This window comes from Bradyrhizobium sp. USDA 4486 (assembly GCF_054057995.1).
Map to the genome: position 1 here is coordinate 2,577,639 of NZ_JBSRZV010000001.1, position 19,154 is coordinate 2,596,792.

At 64.1% G+C, this 19,154-nt stretch carries 24 protein-coding genes; 10 read left to right on the forward strand and 14 right to left on the reverse strand.

From position 1 onward, the window contains the following. Window positions 1–30 precede the first annotated feature (30 nt). On the reverse strand, window positions 31–1,065 hold the full coding sequence (locus tag ACVWY3_RS12715; RefSeq protein WP_456838749.1) for a glutamine synthetase: 1,035 nt from the start codon (window positions 1,063–1,065) through the stop codon (window positions 31–33). A gap of 535 nt (window positions 1,066–1,600) precedes the next feature. Between ACVWY3_RS12715 and ACVWY3_RS12720 the strand changes: the two genes are divergently transcribed. Then, a complete protein-coding gene (locus ACVWY3_RS12720) occupies window positions 1,601–1,804 on the forward strand; it encodes a DUF2735 domain-containing protein (protein ID WP_456838750.1) in 204 nt (67 codons plus the stop codon). A 110-nt stretch (window positions 1,805–1,914) separates the two neighbouring features. On the opposite strand, the gene ACVWY3_RS12725 is transcribed toward ACVWY3_RS12720, so the two are convergent. After that, window positions 1,915–2,241, reverse strand: coding sequence for an MliC family protein (locus ACVWY3_RS12725; protein WP_456838751.1), 327 nt, complete (start codon window positions 2,239–2,241; stop codon window positions 1,915–1,917). 85 nt (window positions 2,242–2,326) lie between these two features. Here ACVWY3_RS12725 and ACVWY3_RS12730 point away from each other — a divergent pair, with 85 nt between their 5' ends. Continuing rightward, complete coding sequence (locus ACVWY3_RS12730; RefSeq protein ID WP_456843350.1) at window positions 2,327–3,070, forward strand: tyrosine-protein phosphatase; 744 nt, start codon at window positions 2,327–2,329, stop codon at window positions 3,068–3,070. Here the strand turns inward: ACVWY3_RS12730 and ACVWY3_RS12735 are convergent. Then, window positions 3,015–3,725 carry an SGNH/GDSL hydrolase family protein gene (locus ACVWY3_RS12735; protein WP_456843351.1) on the reverse strand — a complete coding sequence of 237 codons (711 nt, stop codon included), beginning with the start codon at window positions 3,723–3,725 and terminating at the stop codon, window positions 3,015–3,017. The two genes, ACVWY3_RS12730 and ACVWY3_RS12735, sit on opposite strands and share 56 nt — an antisense overlap. 200 nt (window positions 3,726–3,925) lie before the next feature. Here ACVWY3_RS12735 and ACVWY3_RS12740 point away from each other — a divergent pair, with 200 nt between their 5' ends. After that, window positions 3,926–4,606, forward strand: a complete 681-nt coding sequence (locus ACVWY3_RS12740) for an SDR family oxidoreductase (RefSeq protein ID WP_456838752.1) — start codon at window positions 3,926–3,928, stop codon at window positions 4,604–4,606. Here ACVWY3_RS12740 and ACVWY3_RS12745 read toward each other — a convergent pair whose 3' ends face one another. Beyond that, a complete protein-coding gene (locus ACVWY3_RS12745; protein WP_456838753.1) occupies window positions 4,607–4,954 on the reverse strand; it encodes a hypothetical protein in 348 nt (115 codons plus the stop codon). It abuts the gene before it with no gap. Window positions 4,955–5,081: 127 nt separating this feature from the next. Between ACVWY3_RS12745 and ACVWY3_RS12750 the strand changes: the two genes are divergently transcribed. Both ACVWY3_RS12750 and ACVWY3_RS12755 read left to right on the forward strand, forming a co-directional pair. Further along, entirely contained in the window at window positions 5,082–5,768 is a 687-nt protein-coding gene (locus ACVWY3_RS12750) for a DUF2161 domain-containing phosphodiesterase (RefSeq protein WP_456838754.1), read from the forward strand. Between the two features lie 95 nt (window positions 5,769–5,863). Continuing rightward, a complete protein-coding gene (locus tag ACVWY3_RS12755) occupies window positions 5,864–6,169 on the forward strand; it encodes a hypothetical protein (protein ID WP_015686575.1) in 306 nt (101 codons plus the stop codon). Window positions 6,170–6,245: 76 nt separating this feature from the next. On the opposite strand, the gene ACVWY3_RS12760 is transcribed toward ACVWY3_RS12755, so the two are convergent. The 7 genes from ACVWY3_RS12760 to ACVWY3_RS12790 all read right to left on the reverse strand — a co-directional run bounded on the left by ACVWY3_RS12760 (window position 6,246) and on the right by ACVWY3_RS12790 (window position 12,961). Then, entirely contained in the window at window positions 6,246–6,857 is a 612-nt protein-coding gene (locus tag ACVWY3_RS12760) for an N-acetyltransferase family protein (protein WP_456838755.1), read from the reverse strand. A gap of 152 nt (window positions 6,858–7,009) precedes the next feature. After that, entirely contained in the window at window positions 7,010–7,408 is a 399-nt protein-coding gene (locus ACVWY3_RS12765; protein ID WP_456838756.1) for a PaaI family thioesterase, read from the reverse strand. 346 nt (window positions 7,409–7,754) lie between these two features. Further along, window positions 7,755–8,957 (reverse strand): kynureninase, encoded by a 1,203-nt coding sequence (gene kynU / locus ACVWY3_RS12770; protein ID WP_456838757.1) that lies wholly within the window; start codon window positions 8,955–8,957, stop codon window positions 7,755–7,757. Window positions 8,958–8,965: 8 nt separating this feature from the next. Continuing rightward, window positions 8,966–9,805 (reverse strand): tryptophan 2,3-dioxygenase, encoded by an 840-nt coding sequence (gene kynA, locus ACVWY3_RS12775; protein WP_456838758.1) that lies wholly within the window; start codon window positions 9,803–9,805, stop codon window positions 8,966–8,968. A gap of 35 nt (window positions 9,806–9,840) precedes the next feature. Then, window positions 9,841–10,650 carry an alpha/beta hydrolase gene (locus ACVWY3_RS12780; RefSeq protein ID WP_456838759.1) on the reverse strand — a complete coding sequence of 270 codons (810 nt, stop codon included), beginning with the start codon at window positions 10,648–10,650 and terminating at the stop codon, window positions 9,841–9,843. A 254-nt stretch (window positions 10,651–10,904) separates the two neighbouring features. After that, complete coding sequence (locus tag ACVWY3_RS12785; RefSeq protein WP_456838760.1) at window positions 10,905–12,182, reverse strand: ArgE/DapE family deacylase; 1,278 nt, start codon at window positions 12,180–12,182, stop codon at window positions 10,905–10,907. 53 nt (window positions 12,183–12,235) lie between these two features. Further along, entirely contained in the window at window positions 12,236–12,961 is a 726-nt protein-coding gene (locus ACVWY3_RS12790; RefSeq protein WP_456838761.1) for a pyridoxamine 5'-phosphate oxidase family protein, read from the reverse strand. 75 nt (window positions 12,962–13,036) lie between these two features. Here ACVWY3_RS12790 and pdxR point away from each other — a divergent pair, with 75 nt between their 5' ends. Next, entirely contained in the window at window positions 13,037–14,506 is a 1,470-nt protein-coding gene (gene pdxR / locus ACVWY3_RS12795) for a MocR-like pyridoxine biosynthesis transcription factor PdxR (RefSeq protein WP_456838762.1), read from the forward strand. 67 nt (window positions 14,507–14,573) lie between these two features. After that, window positions 14,574–14,819: a DUF6719 family protein gene (locus ACVWY3_RS12800; protein WP_456838763.1), complete on the forward strand. Its 246-nt coding sequence runs from the start codon at window positions 14,574–14,576 to the stop codon at window positions 14,817–14,819. 4 nt (window positions 14,820–14,823) lie between these two features. Here the strand turns inward: ACVWY3_RS12800 and ACVWY3_RS12805 are convergent, their stop codons facing one another. Both ACVWY3_RS12805 and ACVWY3_RS12810 read right to left on the reverse strand, forming a co-directional pair. Beyond that, window positions 14,824–15,189: a hypothetical protein gene (locus tag ACVWY3_RS12805; RefSeq protein ID WP_456843352.1), complete on the reverse strand. Its 366-nt coding sequence runs from the start codon at window positions 15,187–15,189 to the stop codon at window positions 14,824–14,826. A 34-nt stretch (window positions 15,190–15,223) separates the two neighbouring features. Next, window positions 15,224–15,385: a hypothetical protein gene (locus ACVWY3_RS12810; RefSeq protein ID WP_456838764.1), complete on the reverse strand. Its 162-nt coding sequence runs from the start codon at window positions 15,383–15,385 to the stop codon at window positions 15,224–15,226. Window positions 15,386–15,803: 418 nt separating this feature from the next. Between ACVWY3_RS12810 and ACVWY3_RS12815 the strand changes: the two genes are divergently transcribed. After that, window positions 15,804–16,007 (forward strand): hypothetical protein, encoded by a 204-nt coding sequence (locus tag ACVWY3_RS12815; protein WP_456838765.1) that lies wholly within the window; start codon window positions 15,804–15,806, stop codon window positions 16,005–16,007. Between the two features lie 25 nt (window positions 16,008–16,032). Here ACVWY3_RS12815 and ACVWY3_RS12820 read toward each other — a convergent pair whose 3' ends face one another. After that, window positions 16,033–16,581, reverse strand: a complete 549-nt coding sequence (locus ACVWY3_RS12820) for a CreA family protein (protein ID WP_456838766.1) — start codon at window positions 16,579–16,581, stop codon at window positions 16,033–16,035. A 208-nt stretch (window positions 16,582–16,789) separates the two neighbouring features. Here ACVWY3_RS12820 and ACVWY3_RS12825 point away from each other — a divergent pair, with 208 nt between their 5' ends. Both ACVWY3_RS12825 and ACVWY3_RS12830 read left to right on the forward strand, forming a co-directional pair. Beyond that, entirely contained in the window at window positions 16,790–18,343 is a 1,554-nt protein-coding gene (locus ACVWY3_RS12825; RefSeq protein ID WP_456838767.1) for a L,D-transpeptidase, read from the forward strand. A 94-nt stretch (window positions 18,344–18,437) separates the two neighbouring features. Further along, a complete protein-coding gene (locus ACVWY3_RS12830) occupies window positions 18,438–19,007 on the forward strand; it encodes a glutathione peroxidase (protein ID WP_456838768.1) in 570 nt (189 codons plus the stop codon). The last annotated feature ends 147 nt before the right edge of the window (window positions 19,008–19,154 follow it).

Here is a 19,154-nt window from a genome sequence, read left to right on the forward strand (position 1 = left end):
GGGCCAGCCCCAGCCCAGGCGGGGAGGATCTTAGGCCACGGCCTTCTTGTCGGTCGGCACGGACGAGATCGTCTTCAGGATCTGCGAAGCGATCTGGTAGGGGTCGCCTTGCGAGTTCGGACGGCGGTCTTCCAGATAGCCCTTGTAGCCGTTGTTGATGAAGGAATGCGGAACGCGGATCGAAGCGCCGCGATCGGCCACGCCGTAGCTGAACTTGTTCCAGGGCGCGGTCTCGTGCTTACCGGTCAGACGCTTGTCGTTGTCCGGGCCGTAGACGGCGATGTGGTCCATCAGGTTCTTCTCGAACGCGGCCATCAGCGCCTCGAAATACTCCTTGCCGCCGACTTCGCGCATATAGGCGGTCGAGAAGTTGGCGTGCATGCCCGAGCCGTTCCAGTCGGTGTCGCCGAGCGGCTTGCAGTGGAACTCGATGTCGATGCCGTACTTCTCGGTGAGGCGCAGCATCAGGTAGCGGGCCATCCACATCTGGTCGGCAGCCGTCTTGGAGCCCTTGCCGAAGATCTGGAATTCCCACTGGCCTTTGGCGACTTCCGCGTTGATGCCTTCGTGGTTGATGCCGGCAGCCAAGCAGAGGTCGAGATGCTCCTCGACGATCTTGCGGGCGACGTCGCCGACGTTCGAATAGCCGACGCCGGTGTAGTACGGGCCCTGCGGCGCCGGATAGCCGGACTCGGGGAAGCCGAGCGGACGGCCGTTCTTGTAGAAGAAGTATTCCTGCTCGAAGCCGAACCAGGCGCCGGCGTCATCGAGGATGGTGGCGCGCTTGTTGGACGGATGCGGGGTCTTGCCGTCCGGCATCATGACTTCGCACATCACGAGCACGCCGTTGGTGCGGGCGGCGTCCGGGAACACGGCAACCGGCTTCAGCACGCAATCGGAGCTGTGGCCTTCGGCCTGCTGGGTGGAGGAGCCATCGAAGCCCCAGAGCGGAAGCTGCTCGAGCGTCGGGAACGACGCAAATTCCTTGATCTGGGTTTTGCCGCGCAAGTTCGGAGTCGGCGTATATCCGTCGAGCCAGATGTACTCGAGCTTATACTTGGTCATTGAGCCTCTCTGTAGATGATGCGAAAGGTGGGGTTGAGAGCCCCGCACGTTTGTACCCGGCCATCATCGGCCGGCCCTCCACAAGCACGTTGCGTGCCAAAAAGCCGCAGCGCGGAAGGTTATCCACCACCGTCGGGCTCGGCCGGCTGGTAGCGGATCGTCCACAGCGGCGTGCGTCATAGCCGCGCACCTTCGCGTGAAGCTGCACTGCAAAAATCCCGCGGAAAACGCCCGATTTTGAAGCATGCCGGCTGTCGCCGGAGCTTGCCGATCAAACGCGCATCAATGTCCGGCAATTTTCGCAAAGCGACCGACCCCTGCTCAGCAACCTTTGGAATGGCCCAGGCGTTAGTCACCGAGACGATGCCTTAGAGGGTGCAGAGGGCTGCATGCCCACAAATTAGGCGACAACTGATTTCCTCTTGAGCACTTTTCAATTCGAGGGGCGCGGCCGATATGGGGATTGCAGTAACCACAATCGAACGAGTCGGGCGCACCATGGAGGCCAAGGCGCTTTGACCAAGGAGAAATCGCAATGATGAACAATGGTCTGAGTCAGGGATCTGCGAAGATCTACCAATTTCCCGTCGGGGGCCGTGCAGCTCTCGCCGGACGCCGCTATGGCGAAGCCCGCCTTCCCGCCGATCAGGCTTCGCTTCCCGCGAACGTCTCGATCTGCAGCGACAGCTGGTATCACCAGGACGCGGTCGACGAAGCCAAGCCGAAATGGGACCGCTAATGCCTGTGGCTCGGTCAATACCGCCGCGCACTCTCGAGCGACCGGCGGCAGTTTGAAAAGGGTCGAAACAACGGTGTTTCGGCCCTTTTTGATTCTTGCCGAACTCCCGGCTAGAGCGCGGGCTGTTCGACGACCACGCAGGCTGTGGTTGGTCGCTTCAAATGCTTGACCGTGGTCACTCCGGTCTTGGCAATCCTCAGCGTGACTCCCGCCCCCGAATAGCGCGCGCCAGACAGAGTCAGCCGCTTCGCCAGCGTGATGGGCTCGCCGTCGATCTGGAGGAAGGCGCGCTTGTCGTAGTCGTAAAACCCCACGATGAATTGCGTACCATCAGCGCAGCGGTAGGTCCGGAACGTCTGCGCCTCGGCCTGCCGCGCGCCGGAAATTCCGCCCGCCAGCATGGTGATCGCCAAAACAATGGCCTTGTGCCAATCCATGATCGCCCCCGTGATAGACTTCAAGGACGCCAGCCGTGCGCCCGGTGGAACCATAACCCAAGCTGATCTGATGCAAGACTCTTCCTTGAAGGACTCCCCTGCCCGTCACCTCGCCTTGCAGGGCGCGAGCAATTTCCGCGATCTCGGCGGCTATCCGACCACCGACGGCCGCACCACGCGCTGGCGGCACATTTTCCGCTCCAACCATCTCGGCCAGCTCACGGCCGCCGACGTCGAGATCGTCCGCGCGCTCGGCGTGCGCAGCGCGTTCGACTTTCGCGGTGTCGAGGAGCGCGCGGCCGGCATCTGTGTGGTGGAGGAGATCGCTGTGCATTCGCTGCCGATCGAGCCCACGGTGGTCGCCGCGCTCCGCGCCGAGTTCGTCGCGGGCAGACTGACCGCGCCGGTGGCGAGCGAGATCATGCGCGACTCCTACCGCAACTATGTCCGCCACAACACACACAGCTTCCGCACGCTGTTCGGCCATCTGCTGGAAGACTGCGCGCCGCTCGTGATCCATTGCACCGCCGGCAAGGATCGCACCGGCTTTGCCAGCGCGCTGATCCTGCATGCTCTGGGCGTGCCAGACGACATCATTGTCGAGGATTATTTGCTGACCAATCAGCACTACAAGCGCGATGCGCTGGCTGCCACCGACCTGCCCGAGGACGTGCGCAATGCCATCGGCAGCGTCGAGGCGTCATACCTTGCCGCGGCTTTCGAAGCCGTCGGCAAGGAGTATGGCGATCTCGAAACCTATTTGCGCGATGGGCTCAGGATTGGCCCACCGGAGCGGGAGGCGCTGCGGGCGCGGTATCTGCAGTCGTAATCAAGCACCCGCATTTCTGCGTGGCTCCGGTGGCCTTGAGGATCGCCGAACGAAGGGCACGGGCGACGTGCATTGTACTCCAGTCGCTCTGGTGCAGCCGCAGATCATCGTCCGGGGCAACGAGCTGCTCGAACGACGCCTTGTTGCAGACGTGCCAGTGCCGCATCAGCGCCCAGCGCTGGAAGAGATTGACCTTGGCCTCCTGCGCAGCGGTTCGGATCGCCGCAACCATCTTTTCGGCCAGCTCGGCGTTGTCGTCGTACAGCATGGCCGTCGTGTATTGCGGATCGATCAGCACGACATCGATGGTCGGATGCTCGTGCAGGAGTTTCAATCCCTCCGCGAGCTTGCCGATCACCTCATCGAAGTTGAACTCCTTCTGGCGGAAAACGGCGTTGGTTCCAACTTGCCAAAGCACCAGAGATGGCTTGTCAGCAAAGATGTCGTCGTTGAACCGAACTACTTCCAGGTTCGCTTCTTCGCCGCCCCTGCCCCGGTTGAATACGTCTATCCGGATGTTCGGACGCTGATCGTGGTCCTTGAAATGTCTTCTCAAATACAGTTCGAGCCGTGCGGGATAGGCAACGACATTGTCGAGTCCGGCCGTCGAGGACGATCCCATCGCCACGATGCGTACAGGCCCCGTTCCGGCCAGCGCGGTTCAGAAATTATCCAGCGGAAGTTCGAGATCAACGATCGAAGCGGGAAATTCGAGGCTAGGAAAATTGTCAGGCATGGAACAACCTCCTCTACGATCTAAAGTTGCATCTTTAGCCCAGTTTGGAAACCGCCGCCATTGCAACTCCAATTCGAGCGGAGCAATAGTCGGCGCAAAGTGAGACAACGGAGAGTATCGTGCAGGGAAAAGTCATTGTCGTGACCGGTGCGCTCGGCGCGCTCGGCAAGGTGGTCGCCGAGATCGCGCAGTCGCGCGGTGCGCGCATTGCCGGTATCGACTATGCGCCCTCGCAATTTCCGGCAACGCCTGAGCGCATCGAGATCGGCGGCGTCGATCTGTCGGATGCGGCACAGGCGAAGGCGGCGATCGAGGCCGCTGCGAAGCATTTCGGCCGGCTCGACGCGCTCATCAACATCGCCGGCGGCTTCGCGTTCGAGACGGTCGGCGATGGCGACATCAAGACCTGGCAGCGCATGCACGCGCTCAACGTACTGACGGCGCTCAACGCCTCACAGGCCGCACTGCCGCATCTTGCCGCCTCGAAAGCCGGCCGCATCGTCAACATCGGCGCGATGGGCGCGCTTCAGGCAGGCTCCGGCATGGGCCCCTACGCCGCGTCGAAGGCCGGCGTGCATCGCCTGACCGAGGCGCTGGCGAACGAGTGGAAAGGCAAGGTCACTGTGAACGCCGTGCTGCCCTCGATCATCGACACCCAGGCGAACCGCGCCGACATGCCCAAAGCGGACTTTTCGAAATGGGTGACGCCGCAGGAACTCGCCGAGGTGATCCTGTTCCTCGCCAGCGACGCCGCGAGCGGCGTCACGGGTGCGCTGATCCCGGTTGGCGGTCGGGTCTGATCAATCCGGCACCAGGAGCCGCAGATCACCCTTGAAGCGGATGCTCTGCTTGCCGGCGAGCGCGATGCCCTCGCCATAGGCGGTCTCGTCGGTATAGGTGCCGCTGAAACCGATCGTCACGACCTTGCGTCCCCAGACCGGACGCTCGTCGAACGAGGGCGAATGCTCCTCGTTGGTCAGCTCGCCTTTCCACTTGCCATTCGCCGAGGTGTAGCTGCCATACGCGAAGAAGAATGAATCGCCGCCGCGCATGGTGCCGTCGCGCAGCACCATGACGCCCTGATTGCCGCCTTGGACGCTATCGAGAAACTTGATCCGGATGTGATAGAGCCCGTTCCTGATCGTCATGTCGCAAGCCGCCCCACCTGTCCCCGTCCGCAGCATAATCGCACCATGTGTTCCCGATCAAATCACACGGAGTCCGAGTCCGATCCGGGCTAGACTGCCCACAACTGATTCTCCGATCGGACGTCCAGTGGAAACCGCGCTCTATCTTCCCGTAAAACGCTTCCTCGAAGAGCTCGGCTTCACCGTGAAGGGGGAGATCGGCGGCTGCGATCTCGTCGGCCTCAGCGCCGGCGACCCGCCGGTCGTCGTGATCGGCGAGCTCAAGCTCGCCTTCAATCTCGAGCTGATCCTGCAGGCGGTCGATCGCGCGCCTGCAGGTGACGAGGTCTGGATCGCGGCAAAGATGTCGGCCCGCGGCAAGGGACGCGAGAGCGATTCGCGTTATCGCAATCTCTGCCGCCGGCTCGGCTTCGGCATGCTCGGGGTCACCGAGCGCGGTCAGGTCGAGGTGCTGGTGAAGCCGCCGACCGCGGCGCTGCGCCGCGAGCCGAAGGTGCGCTCGCGCCTCGTCGCCGAGCATCAGCGCCGCCAGGGCGATCCCGTGCTCGGCGGCAGCACGCGCGCGCCGATCATGACGGCGTATCGCCAGCAGGCGCTGGCCTGCGCGTCAGCGCTCGCCGATGGTCCGCGGCGCGTGCGCGAATTGCGCGAGCGCTGTCCCGATGCCGGCAAGATCTTGCTTAACAATGTGTATGGCTGGTTCGAACGTGCCGACCGGGGAATCTACGGGCTGACCGAGGCCGGGCACGCAGCGCTGAAACGCTGGCCACAGCAGCGTGTCGGGGTCGACGCCGGTGCCGCGTCACCGCCCTGACACCCGACGGGCGCATAGCTGTGATGTCACACCGATTCCATATTGCAATGCAACATCGGTGGCACTAGGTATCCCGGCATCAAAATGAGGCCGTTATGAGCGCAGACTGGAATACCAAATATGGCACGCGGCGCGTGCGCCACGATCCGCCCACCCTGGACGAGGCGATCTTCGCCGCCGTCGGCATCACCGACGACCAGGAGCAGCAGGCCGAGATCGCTGCCGCGCTGATGGGCATGCCGCTCGACGTCGTTCAGGCCGAAGTGAAGAAGCAGGCTCGCACCAACAGCCGCATCACCGCCACTCGCGTGATCGCCGGTGAACAGGGTGCGCAGCGCTCCGTCGTGGTCGAACGCCGCGTCGTCCGCCGTTTCGGCAACGACAAGCGCACGGGCACCTGACGCTCACTTCACAGCTCCAAACAAAAAGCGGGCCGGTTTTGCCGGTCCGCTTTCTGATTCCAATCCGCTTTTGAACTCAGGCGGCGCGATTGCCGTACATGCTGGAGATGATCTTCCAGCAGGTCGAGTTGAAGCTGAGAAGTGCGCGCCCGGCCTTGAACGGCGCGGCGGCAAGATCGGCGAGCTCGTCTTCAGTCGTCTTGGTGAGATCGATCGTGCCGGTCGATTCGCCATGGCGGAATTGCAGATGCGCGCCGAACTTACGGGCGAGCGCCCGCATCGCGTGATTCTCGGCGCCGGTGGTGATGCGCAGGCGCTTGAATCCCTTCCAGCGCGCCTCAGCGATCAGGCGGCTGAACAGGATGGTGCCGACGTTCTGGCGGCGTAGTGATGCCTCCACGCTGAAGGCCACTTCGGGCAGCGAATCACCTTCCGGCGGATGCAGCTCGGCCGCGCCACGCACCACGCCATCGACGATGTAGGCGACGATCACGGTTCCGTCCTCGGCGCAGCGGGCGGCATAGCGCTCGATGAAGCTGTCGTCGAGAAAACCGTTGAAGCGGTCGTGCCGGCTTGCGGCATCGAGCCTGAGCAGGTGATCGCGCAGAAGCGGCAATTCTTCCTGCTGGCTCAGGGTCCGCACATAGCCCGGAACGGAGGTCGTGCGGGCGGTGTCTTCAAGTACCACGTCAAAACTCCTCTTGGTGTCCCTCGAGGAGGCGTTCGAATCCCTAGGCCTCCAATATTGTGCGTCGCAACACGCTTTTCAAGACAGGAACCTGCCCAACTTAGAGGCACCGGAACGCCTAATTCGTTAACAAAATCAAGGTCCCGTAATCCCTACAGGACCAGTTGGGTCTGGGTTACGATTGCGACCAGTTTGCCGTCTTCGGTCTCCACCCGAGTGGTCCAGACCTGGGTTCGCCGACCCCGGTGCACGGGGATCGCGGTGGCGATAACGCTGGTGCCTTCCTTGGCGCCGCCGATGAAGTTGGTCTTGCTCTCCAGCGTGGTCGTGCCCTTGGCGTCCTCGGGCAAATTGATCACGGTCGCCGCCGCGCCGACGGAGTCGGCCAGCGCCATCACCGCACCGCCGTGGATGGTGTGATGAAGCGTGCAGAGATCGGGCCGGACCATCATCCGCGCCACCACGCGATCCCTATCGGCCTCGACGAATTCGACGCCCTTGAGCTCGGCGAACGGCATCTTCATCGCTTTGAGTTTCTCGAGCGGCGTCATCAAAAGTCCTCCCAATGTCTTGTTGTCTCAGGGTGAATGGCTTCGCGCGGCAAAGCAATGACGTCAGAGATAATGGCTGCCGTGACATCGGAGCGCGCATTTGCGCATACGCTCGTCCCATGCGCCATTCCTGCCCCGCCGCATCGTCTGCCTGACCGAAGAGACGGTCGAAACGCTGTACCTGCTCGGCGAGCAGGACCGCATCGTCGGTGTCTCCGGCTACGCCGTCCCCAGGTGCGGCACGAGATGCCGCGGGTATCGGCCTTTGTCTCCGCGGCAGCATGGGCCCCGGCTCTGCAGCAACCGCTGAGAGGCGCTGCGCTGCGTCCGGGTCACGAGGCCCTTCTTACGTCACCGCGTTGACGACCTGGTACTCCGGCCGCCGCCACACCTCGCCTGTGATCACCTCCTCGATGATCTCGGCTGCGCGGACGATTTCATCCTCTCCGATATACAGCGGCGTAATCCCGAACCGCATGATATCAGGCGCGCGGAAGTCTCCGATCACGCCGCGCGCGATGAGGGCCTGCATGGCGGCGTAGCCGCTGTCGAAAGCGAACGAGACTTGTGAGCCGCGGTGCGCGTGCGAACGCGGCGTCACCAGCTTCAGAGACGGGCAGCGGCGCTCCACCTCCGCAATCAGGAGATCGCCGAGCGCTAGCGAGCGCGCGCGGACCTCGGCAATATCGACGCGATCCCAAATGTCGAGCGAAGCTTCCAGCGCCGCCATGGCCAGCACTGGCGGCGTGCCGACGCGCATGCGCTCGACGCCGCTGGCGGCCGCATAACCAAGCTCGAACGCGAAGGGTTTTGCGTGCCCCATCCAACCCGATAGCGCAGCGCGTGCGTCATCGGCATGGCGCGGCGCGACATAAAGGAAGGCCGGTGCACCCGGGCCGGCGTTGATGTATTTGTAGGTGCACCCAGCGGCGAAATCGGCACCCGAGCCGGCGAGATCGACCGGCAGCGCGCCGGCCGAATGCGCGAGGTCCCACACCGTGACGATACCGAGAGCATGCGCCTTTGCCGTCAGCTTCGCCATGTCATGGCGGCGGCCGGTGCGGTAATCGACGTCGGTGATGTAGAGCACCGCGATGTCCTCCGACAGCGCGGCTTCGATCTCCTCCGGCGCGACCAGGCGCAACTGGTGGCCGCGCCCGAGCGTAGCGATCAGGCCCTCGGCCATGTAGAGATCGGTCGGGAAATTGCCGGTGTCTGAAAGCACGACCTTGCGCGATGCGTTCATGTCGAGCGCGGCGGCGAGCGCCTGATAGACCTTCAGCGACAGCGTGTCGCCGACCATCACCGACCCTGCCTCCGCGCCGATCAGCCGCGCGATGCGATCGCCGACATGGCGCGGCTGGGCATACCAGCCCGCCGTGTTCCAGGCGCGGATCAGCTCATTGCCCCACTCGTCCGTGATGACACGATTGACGCGCTCAGCGACGCCCCACGGCAGCGCCCCGAGCGAGTTGCCGTCGAGATAGATCACACCGTCAGGCAGGTGAAACAGGGCCCTGGTGTCGTCGTAGACGCGAAGCTTGGTCATGGACATCTCTAGAGAATGGTGCGCACGCGCCAGAGCTCGGGGAACAGCTCGACCTCCAGCATGCGCTTGAGATAGCTGACGCCGCCGGTACCGCCGGTGCCGCGCTTGAAGCCGATGACGCGCTCGACCGTCGTGACATGATTGAAGCGCCAACGCCGGAAATAATCCTCGAAGTCGACCAGCTTCTCCGCGAGCTCGTAAAGCATCCAGTGCGTCTCCGGCGCCTGGTAAACGATACGCCAAGCCTGCAGCACGCCCTCGTTGAAGCTGTGGGTCTCGCGGACGTCGCGGGCCAGCACGGCCGGCGGCATCTTCAGCCCGTTACGGTCGGCGAGCCGCAGCACCTCGTCATAGAGACTGGGCGTTGCGAGCTCCGCCTCCAGGAGTTTCGTCGTCTCGGCGTCGTGCGCGTGCGGCTTGAGCATGGCGTGGTTGCGGTTGCCGAGCAGATATTCGATCAATCGGTACTGCCGCGACTGAAAGCCCGAGGACTGGCCGAGCTGGGAGCGAAAGCGCGTATATTCGCTCGGCGTCATCGTGCGCAGCACGTCCCAGGCGTTGTTGAGCTGTTCGAAGATGCGCGACATCCGCGCCAGCATCTTCATCGCGGGCTGCACCTCGTCTTTGGCTATGGCGCGACGCGCGGCGCTGAGCTCGTGGATGGCAAGCCGCATCCACAGCTCGGTGGTCTGATGCTGGATGATGAACAGCATCTCGTCATGTGCCTCTGACAGCGGATGCTGCGCACCGAGGATCTTGTCCAGCGCCAGATAGTCGCCATAGGACATGCGCCGGGCGAAATCGGTCTCGGCGCCTTCGTTGGTGGGATCGTAATCGCTGGACGTCATGACAGTCCCTCCCGATCGATCATCCCTGCCCTGGCTCAGTCGAGGCCGATCAGGCGCGCGGTGATCGGCGACGACGGATCCTTGAGCCCGTCGATCACGGTGAAATGGTTCAGCCCGGGATCGACGACGAGGCGGGTCGACACGTCGAATCCGGTCCAGATATTGGCCATTAGATCGGATTGGCGGATGAATTCCGGCCGCTCGCTGCCGCCGACCCAGGCAGTCACGGGCGAATGTCCGCGCGGCAGATGCAGCGCGGCGCTTTCGAGGCTCGCCTCCTCCATGGTCATGCGCAGCGTGTCGTTCATCTTCGTCTTCAGCAGCGGACGCAGATCGTGCAGGCCGCTGATCGAGAGCGTGCCGGCGATACGGTTGTAGATGGCGTCCTCGAGCCGGCTGTCGTCGCACAGCATGCGAGTGACGAGATGGCCGCCCGCGGAATGGCCGGCGAGCCGGATCGGCCCGGCGGCGAGCGCAGCCGCTTGCGTAATCGCAGCGGTGATCTCCGCGGTAATGTCGGAGATGCGTGCGGACGGCGTCAGCGTGTAGCTCGGCAGGCAGACCGTCCAGCCGTGGTGCCGTGCGCCTTCAGCCAGGTCCGTCCAGGTCGATTTGTCGAAGCGCATCCAGTAGCCGCCATGGACGAACACGACGAGACCCTTGCTGTCGCCGTCAGGCAGGATCAGGTCGAGCCGCTGGCGCTCGCCGGAGCCGTAAGCGATGTCAGGGCGAAAATGCTTCAGTCCCGAGCGGTAGGCCGCCGCCCGCTCCGCCCATTGCGCCGGCAATTTTTCCGAGCCCGGGATATGGGCCGAATTGGCGTAAGCATCATCCCAATCGCGCATCGTTGCTCCCGACGGCTCATTCAGCGAACAGGCTGCAGTCTGCCACCGCTGCGGCCGGTCTCCTAGTCTTTCTTTTAAGCTTAAAGGATTTGGCGAAGCCCGTGTTTCGGGCAGCGGGTGCTCCGACGAAGGTGCCGTAGGTAGGCAAGCGACTTATCCGCCGTAGCTCGCAGAGCGAAGGTCGGCGAAAGCTGGTGGGCACGGCGCAACTGCGCCTTTGCCCGCCGTAGGACACCTGTGCCGGCGGCTTGCCGCTATGCCTTCTCCACCCCGCACCATTCCGCGATGAACAGCGCCATCGCCTTGGTCGCCTTCTTCAGCGACTCCAGATCGACGAATTCGTTGAAGCCGTGCATCTCGCCTCCGCTGGCGCCGAAGCAGAGGCTGGGAATGCCGTAGTTGAGGCCGTAGAAGCGGGTGTCGGTGAGCGCGGTGAAGACGAGGTCTTCCACGTCACCGCCATAGACCTTGTTGAAGGCCTTGCCGAACGCGGCCTCCGGCGCGGCGGCGTCGGTCAGTTCATAGCCTTCCGACAGAAAGCCGGACCATTCGATCTCCGGCGGATTATTGGCGAGGAAGCGGTGGGTGCGCGCGGCGGCAGCGACGCAGGCCATGATCTCCTTCTGGTGATCGGCCACCGACCAACCCGGCAGAACCGCAATGCGGCAATCGACGTCGCACCAAGCGGGCACACTCGAGGCCCAGTCGCCGCCCTTGATGATGCCGGGGTTGAAGTTGATGGGATGGTTGAGCGTCTTGAAGTGCCGATCGGCCTTGGCGCGCTCATTCCACTCGATCTCGAGCTTCTGCAGTGCCTGGATCAGGTGATAGGCCGCCATGATCGCGTTGGAGCCTGACCCGGCAAAAGCGACATGCGTCGGATGCCCCTTCACCCGCAGGCGAAACCAGATCACGCCGACCTGCGAGCGCACCATCTTGCCGCCGGTCGGCTCCGGGATGAAGCAGGCATCGGCGCGGTAGCCGCGCTGCAATGTCGAGAGCGCGCCGACGCCGGTGCTCTCTTCCTCGATCACCGACTGGAAGTGGATCCGCGCCGTCGGCTTGAGGCCGGCGGCCTTGATGGCATCCAGCGCATAGAGCGCGCCGATGGTGCCGGATTTCATGTCGCAGGCGCCGCGGCCGAACATCTTGCCGTCCTTGATGACAGGCGAGAACGGCGGGGTGTCCCACAATTCCAGGGGACCCGCCGGCACCACGTCGCAGTGCCCCTGGAGGATCAGCGATTTGCCGGCCTCGGTCGTGGGGCGGTAGGTGCCGACCACGGTGCGCGCCTTGGAAAAATCGTGCTCGATCGGGCCGAAGCCGCGCAGATCCTTGAGATCGTCGACATTGATGTGCCAGTCATCGACCTCGTAGCCGCGCGCGCGCAGGAGGTCGCCGATCATGTCCTGGCACGGCCCCTCCGCGCCGCGGGTCGAAGGGATCGCGACGAAATCGCGAGTGGTCGCAAGCTGGGCTTCGAAGCCTGCATCGACGGCGTCGAGAATCCTTTGCTGCGTTTCGGCATTCATCAGGCAACTCCAGGCATTTCAATGATCCTTTGGGAGCGCGAAGCTAACCGATTTCAGCCGTTCGGGTACTCCACAAAATAAGCATCCCGCAATGCATCTTCGAGCAAGCGGCCTTCCGAATAGCCATTGAGTGTCGCAGGGCGCGTGACGCCCTCGAGGAGCCGCGGGCACGGTTCCGGCGCGCCGAGCACGGTGCGGACCGGAATACGCTCGGCGTAGATCGGCAGCGCATAGTCCTCGTCGTCATCGGCGACGCCCTTGGCGCGGATTTTGGCCGAGGCTTCCTCGATCTCCATGGCGATGAAGGAGGTCGCCTTGATCTCCTGCGTGGTGCTGGCCCGCAAGGTGGCGGTGCGATCCGGGAAGAAGCGGTCGACCATGGCGACCACCGCACGTTCCTTCTCTTCCGCGTCGGTGACGAGATAGGCCGAGCCGAACGCCATCACCGCGCGATAGTCGGCGGAATGGTTGAAGCCACAGCGCGCCAGCACGAGGCTGTCGAGATGGGCGACCGTCAGGCAGACGCGCTCGCCTTTGGTCTGGTTGCGCAGCATACGGCTGGCGCTCGAGCCGTGCCAATAAAGCTTCGTACCCTCGCGCCAAAAGAAGGTCGGCGTGCAATAGGGCTGACCGTCGATGACGTAGGAGACGTGGCAGAGCATCGAGGAATCCAGAATGCGATGAACCGTCTCGTGATCGTAGAAGCCGCGGTCGTGACGGCGCTTCACCTGGTTGCGCGCCGACGTCGGATAGGAATTTTGGCTTTCGGTCTGGCTCACGGCCGCTCCTGTCAGGATTGCAACTGTTCCAGGAGAGTTGTAGCGGCGGATTTGGTCTGCGATAGTGCCAATTCCATGCGAAAAATTTCAACCAATTCTCTGCCGCCCGCCAAGGCTGAGCTGCCGCTCGATCTCACCGGGGCGCACATCACGGCAGGTGCCTCCGCCGCACACCGGCTGTATCAGGCGCTGTGCGAGATGATCGTCTCGGGTCTTGTGAAGCCGGGCGAGCCGCTGCCGCCATCGCGCACGCTGGCGAAGCAAACCGGCTTCCGCCGCAACGCCGTCGTCACCGCCTATGAGCGTCTGATCGCCGACGGCTTTGCCGAGGCGACTGTCGGCTCCGGCACGTTCGTTGCGGCGCGCATTCCCGCGCGCGCGACCGAGCCGAAGAGGCCCAAGATCGTGGTCGAGGCGCCCCGGCAAGGCGCGTTCTCGCTCGGCTGCACGCATATCGACGAGCGCGCGGTGCAGCGTTTTCGCGCCTTCGTCGGCCGGCGCATGCGTGCCTTCGGGTCCGAACATCTGCACTATGGCGATCCCCGCGGCAGCCGCGAGCTGCGCGCGGCGATCTCCGATCATCTGCTTTCGGCGCGAGGGCTGCGCTGCGATCCCGATCAGATCATGCTCACGTCAGGCACGCTGCACGCGCTGCGCATCGTGCTGAGCGCGATCCTGAAGTCTGGCGATCAGGTCTGGTGCGAGGATCCCGGCTACCCCGCCGCGCGGAAAACCATCGCGCATTGCGGCTATCGCGCCGTGCCTATTGCCGTCGACGAGCACGGGATGCGTGTCGCGAAGGGGCGGATTGCGGCGCCGTCCGCGCGCGCAGCCTATGTCACGCCGTCGCACCAGTTTCCGCTGGGCGTGCAGATGTCGATGCCGCGGCGGCTGGAGCTGCTGGACTGGGCGAGGCAAGCCGGCGCCTTCGTGCTGGAGGACGATTACGACAGCGAGTTCCGCTATGACGGCGCGCCGCTGATGTCACTGGCGGGCATCGACCACCTCCAGCGCGTGATCTACATGGGCACCTTCGCCAAGACGCTCTTTCCGGGCCTGCGCATCGGCTATTGCGCCCTGCCCGAGCGCCTGATCTCCGACGTCACCGCCGCGCGCGCCGCGCTCGACCGTTTTCCGGGCACGCTGATGGAAGGCGCTGTGGCCGACATGCTCAATTCCGGCGCCTTCGCCGTGAACCTGAAGCGGGTCCGAAAACTCTATCGCGAAGCGCGCGACGCGCTGGCCGAGACACTGGAAGCCGCATCCGAGGGTGCGCTGTCGGTGCCGGTGCCCTCGCAAGGGCTGCACTTGGTCGCCCGGTTCGATCCGGCGATCGATGTTTCGGTCCCGGCAGAGGCCAAGCGGGCCGCCGGCGCAGAAGGCTGGCTGCTCGCCGACACCTATTCGCGCGCGCGTCCCCTGCCCGGTTTCGTGCTGGGATTTTCGGGGCACGCGGTTCCTGAGCTTGTGGCCTCTGCCCGGCGGCTGGCGCGGGAATCGTGCGCGGCCTTGCGCGCCAGAAGCAAATCGGCCCGGCGGGCGTGACGAAGGTTCACTATCAGAATCGCCGGCCCCTCCCTACATTGCGGCATCGATGCCGGGACCTCTCATCATGCTTCTGCGCCGTGCAGCCTGCCTCTCGCTCCTGATCTCCGCCGCGCTCGTGTCGACGGCGCATGCCGTCACCGTCGGACGCGAGCAGGACATCACCGATCTCAAGCTGGGTCAGCGCGTGCAGGTGGACGACGGAACCTGCCCCGCCGGGCAGGTGAAGGAAGTGCGGGGCTCGAAGATGACCGACAAGGGCGTGGCGCGGACCGCCGCCTGCGTGCCGCGTTACGGTCCAAAATCGAAATAGCAGATCAGGATTTCGCCGGATCGAACATGCATTGAAGGGTCGGCTTGGCGATCTTGGTGAAGGTCGGGCCGATCTCGCTCTGCTTGGAGGGCGGCACCCAATCGGTCTCGATCGTCGGCACGCCGGTCTCGCTGATGCCGCGCAGCAGCGCCTCGCGCAGGTCGCGGTCCTCGACGGCGGCGGCGGCGTGGTCGTGCAGGCAGCCGCAGACCTCCTCCGGGTGCTCCCATCGGCCGAGCATGCGTGGCGCGCACTGGCGCACGAATTCGCTGCGGGGATCCGGTAGCCTCGAGGGAGCGCGCACTTGCGCCTGAGCGGCGGTGATCGTCAGAACAGCTAGGAATGCGGCGAGGCTGAAACGAGCAACCATGATGGCCTTTATCGGCTGATTTTCTTGAAGGCGATCAGAGGCGCGCTGCAACCACAATCGGCTGCGGCGCCGCTGTGGCGGGCGAGCCGCTGTACTGGAAAGTTCCGATGCCGGGGAGATTGCCGTCCGGCGCGCCCGCAAACGAGGAACCCGCGAGCACGAAACCGAAAGCAAGGATGAGGCTGAGCGCGCGCATGATCGTGTGTCCCATTCCGTGGCCGGCGGTGCCGCCGTCGTCGTTGTGAGGCTGATAACCATGCGTCGTTTCGCGCGTGATGCGCCAAAAGCGGAAAATGGTTTCGTCTTTGTGAGAATTGTTTCGTCGCGGCCGGAGCGACGAAACATTCGGCGGAAAATCTCAATCTTTTCAGATGGCTCGTCCGGCCGCTCAAAGCCGCTTCACAGGCGCCATCCGCGCCGGCACGGATGCCGCGCACAGCACGGCGTCACGGCCACGCCTTCCGCACTTCACATGCATTTTACGTTTTTCTGCTGAAGAGGAGCCTGAACGAAGGCTGGGCCAAATCGAACGCGAGACGCATCGGCAGCCGACCCAAGCCATCGAAACCAGGACGCCCGGCACACCGGGCGCAACCACGTGAGGGATGGCCATCATGATGGCGCAAGATCGCGCAACGGCGCGCGACGCGGAGACGAACCGCGCCGAGCAGCAATCCATGCGAAACCGCGTCGCCTCAGCCGGCGCGATGTCGCTACAGTCAGGTCGCGGCTATGACGCCGCGCCACAAGCATTCGTGCGGCTGACCGGCTCGCATCTCGTGCGACCGCAGCCCAGCCGCGCCACCGTCACCGGGTGAACACGACTGCGCCAACGCAAACGCGTTAGTGAGTGAAGAACTCGCCGCATTTCTGGACGCTGGCGTCTGCCGGTCCCCACGGCATGATCGGCACGGTCGAGGTCGAGTTCTTCGGCGAGCCCTCGATCAGCTTGTCCGAATAGACCATGTAGACCAGGACGTTGCGCTTGGCGTCGCAGCCGCGCACGATCTGCATTTTCTTGAAGAACAGCGAGCGGCGCTGGCGGAACATGTCGTCGCCCTGCTCCATCTTGTTCTTGAACTTGATCGGGCCGACCTGGCGGCAGGCCAGCGAGATGTCCGAGACCTCCTCGGCAAGGCCCAGCCAACCCTTGAAGCCGCCCTTCTCGGGCACGGTAAAGTGACAGGCCACGCCCTCGACTTCGGGGTCGTCCAGGCCATAGGTCGCGAGCTTGTCGTTCGGGCTCATCCATTTGAACACGGTGGAGCGGCGGAAGATCAGATCGGGCTCTTCGGCGGCGGATGCGGAAGCCGCCGGAACAGCCAGAGCCAGGAGGAATAAAGCGAGGCCCTTCAAGCGGATGCCGGAAAGACCGGGGAAACGAGATGACATGAAGTTCTCCGGTAACAAGTCCCCGCAATGTAGGGAGCTACCAGCCGGACAGGAAGACGACGGGCCGCCAAGCCCGGCTGCCGTTTACCGCTCCGTGAGGCTTTTTTGCTACGTCTTGGACAAAATTAGCGGACCGGGGAACCGCCGCGCTGGTGAACGCATGACCCCTCTGCGAGACTAACGTCTGAGTAGGATTGTGGATTCGAGGATGAACAGCGTGAGCGGGTCCGGTTTCTCCATCAAGCCGGCACGGCTGTGGCAGGTCGCCATTTTCACGGCGGCCGGTGCGATCGGCACGACCAGCCAGGCGGACGCAGCTTTTTATTATTGGACGGATTATTCCGACGGATCCTACTACGCCCGGCAGGAGCGCCCCCCCGAAATCCCGCGCCGGAAGCCGCCAAAGCAGGGCGTCTCCAGCAAGAAAAAAGAAGCCGTCGCAGAGAAGGAAGCCGGCACAAAGCCGCAGGGGCCGCTCGTCATCGTCGTCTCGATCGATCGGCAGAAGGTGACGATCTACGACAGCAACGGCGTGTTCGCGGAATCGCCGGTGTCGACGGGCATGAAGGGCCATTCGACGCCGATGGGTGTGTTCAGCGTCATCCAGAAGCACAAATTCCACCACTCCAACATCTATAGCGGCGCGCCGATGCCGTACATGCAGCGGATCACCTGGTCGGGCGTTGCCATGCACGCCGGCGTGCTGCCGGGCTATCCGGCCTCGCATGGCTGCATCCGCATGCCGATGGCATTTGCGGTGAAGATGTGGAACTGGACCAAGATGGGCGCGCGCGTCATCGTCGCCCCCGGCCAGATGTCGCCGCAAAGCTTCTCGCATCCGCTGCTCGCCTCCGTGCGCGTACCGCCACAGCCCGCCGCCAGCCTCGAGCCGCAGACCAATGTCGGCGACAAGGCCGACAAGGGCGCGGTCGACGTCAAGGCCGCTGAAGCGAAGCCTGTCGAGACAAAGACCGCGAGCGCCGATGGCGTACTCGAGCTGCGCTCGTCGGTCGGTCACACCGTGATGTCCGACGTGACGACCGGCAATGCATCGGCCCGCGAAGAGGCCACCGCGCCGGCCGACTGGATCGAAGCGGCTGCCCAATCCGAGACGAAGATGGCCGAGGCGCCCGACACCGCCAAGCCGCAGTCGGAGGAAGCCGCAAAGTCCGAGCCGACCAAGGCTAAAGAGGCCGACACAGCCAAGAAGCCTGACGCGGCGGCAATGGCGCCCGCGCCGGACGCCAAGAAGGACGAGATCCGGGTCGCTGACCCTGCGCCCGCGGCAAAGCCGGAAGCACCCAAGCGTGCCGGCCAGATCGCGGTTTTCATAAGCCGCAAGGACTCCAAGCTCTACGCGCGGCAGAACTTTGCGCCGCTGTTCGAGGTGCCGATCACGATCGCCGCCAGCGACCGGCCGCTCGGCACCCATGTCTTCACTGCCGAGGTCGACAAGACCGATGCCAATGCGCTGCATTGGTCGGTGGTGTCGCTGCCGGTCTCAATCCGCGCCGCCGCGCGCGAGGAGGATGGACGCATGTCGCGCCGCAAGGGTGGCGCCGCCGTGATTCCCGTCGCCGCCAAGCCGGTCGTTACGCCCGACAGCCCGGCAGAAGCGCTCGACCGCATCACGATCCCCGCCGACACCATGGCGAAGATCAACGAGATGCTGACATCGGGCGGCTCAATCATCGTCTCCGACCAGGGCATCAATCAGGGCGAGACCGGCGAAGGCACCGACTTCATCGTTCGCCTTTATTAGCCCGCGCATCGCCACGACCGATAACGCGGTGTTGAGCGGGCGAACAACGCCGGCGGAGTAACATGTCGTCCTGATCATTTCGGGGGACGCCGTCATGATGAACCGCAGGACCATGCTGTTCGCGGCAATGGCAGGTATGCTCGCGCCGACAGGCCGCGCGCTCGCCGAGGTCAGCATGAACCGGATCTCGGCCTACGCCTTTTCCTTCCCCGCTCTGTCAGGCGACGACATCCGTCTTGCGGCTTTCACCGGCAAACCGCTGCTGGTGGTCAACACCGCCTCGCTGTGCGGCTATACCCCGCAATACGCGGGCCTGCAGGAGCTCTGGAGCGAATTTCGCGCGCGCGGACTGACCGTGATCGGCGTGCCCTCCAACGACTTCGGCGGTCAGGAGCCCGGCGGCAGAAGCGAGATCACCGAGACCGCGCATCAACAATATGGCGTGACCTTCCCGATCACCGCCAAGTCCGTCGTGGTCGGGGCGAAAGCGCACCCGTTCTACAAATGGGCGGCCGAGGCGCGTCCCCGGGAAGTTCCGCGCTGGAACTTCCACAAATACCTGATCGGCCGCGACGGCTATATTGCCGAGGTATTTTCATCCGCGGTCGAGCCGGCGGACACCCGGGTCAAGACGGCCATCGCCAAGGCGCTGGCCGACAGTTGAGCGCCGCGCCGCAATCCGGCTGGGCACAATTGTGGCCTCGCGCCAAACAGCCGTTGCAATGGCGAGGGCCCAACATCTAGGCTAGGATCGTTTGGGGCAGGATGGGTTTCGCCCGAGGCGAAAAGCCGCGGCGGAACAACGGGATCA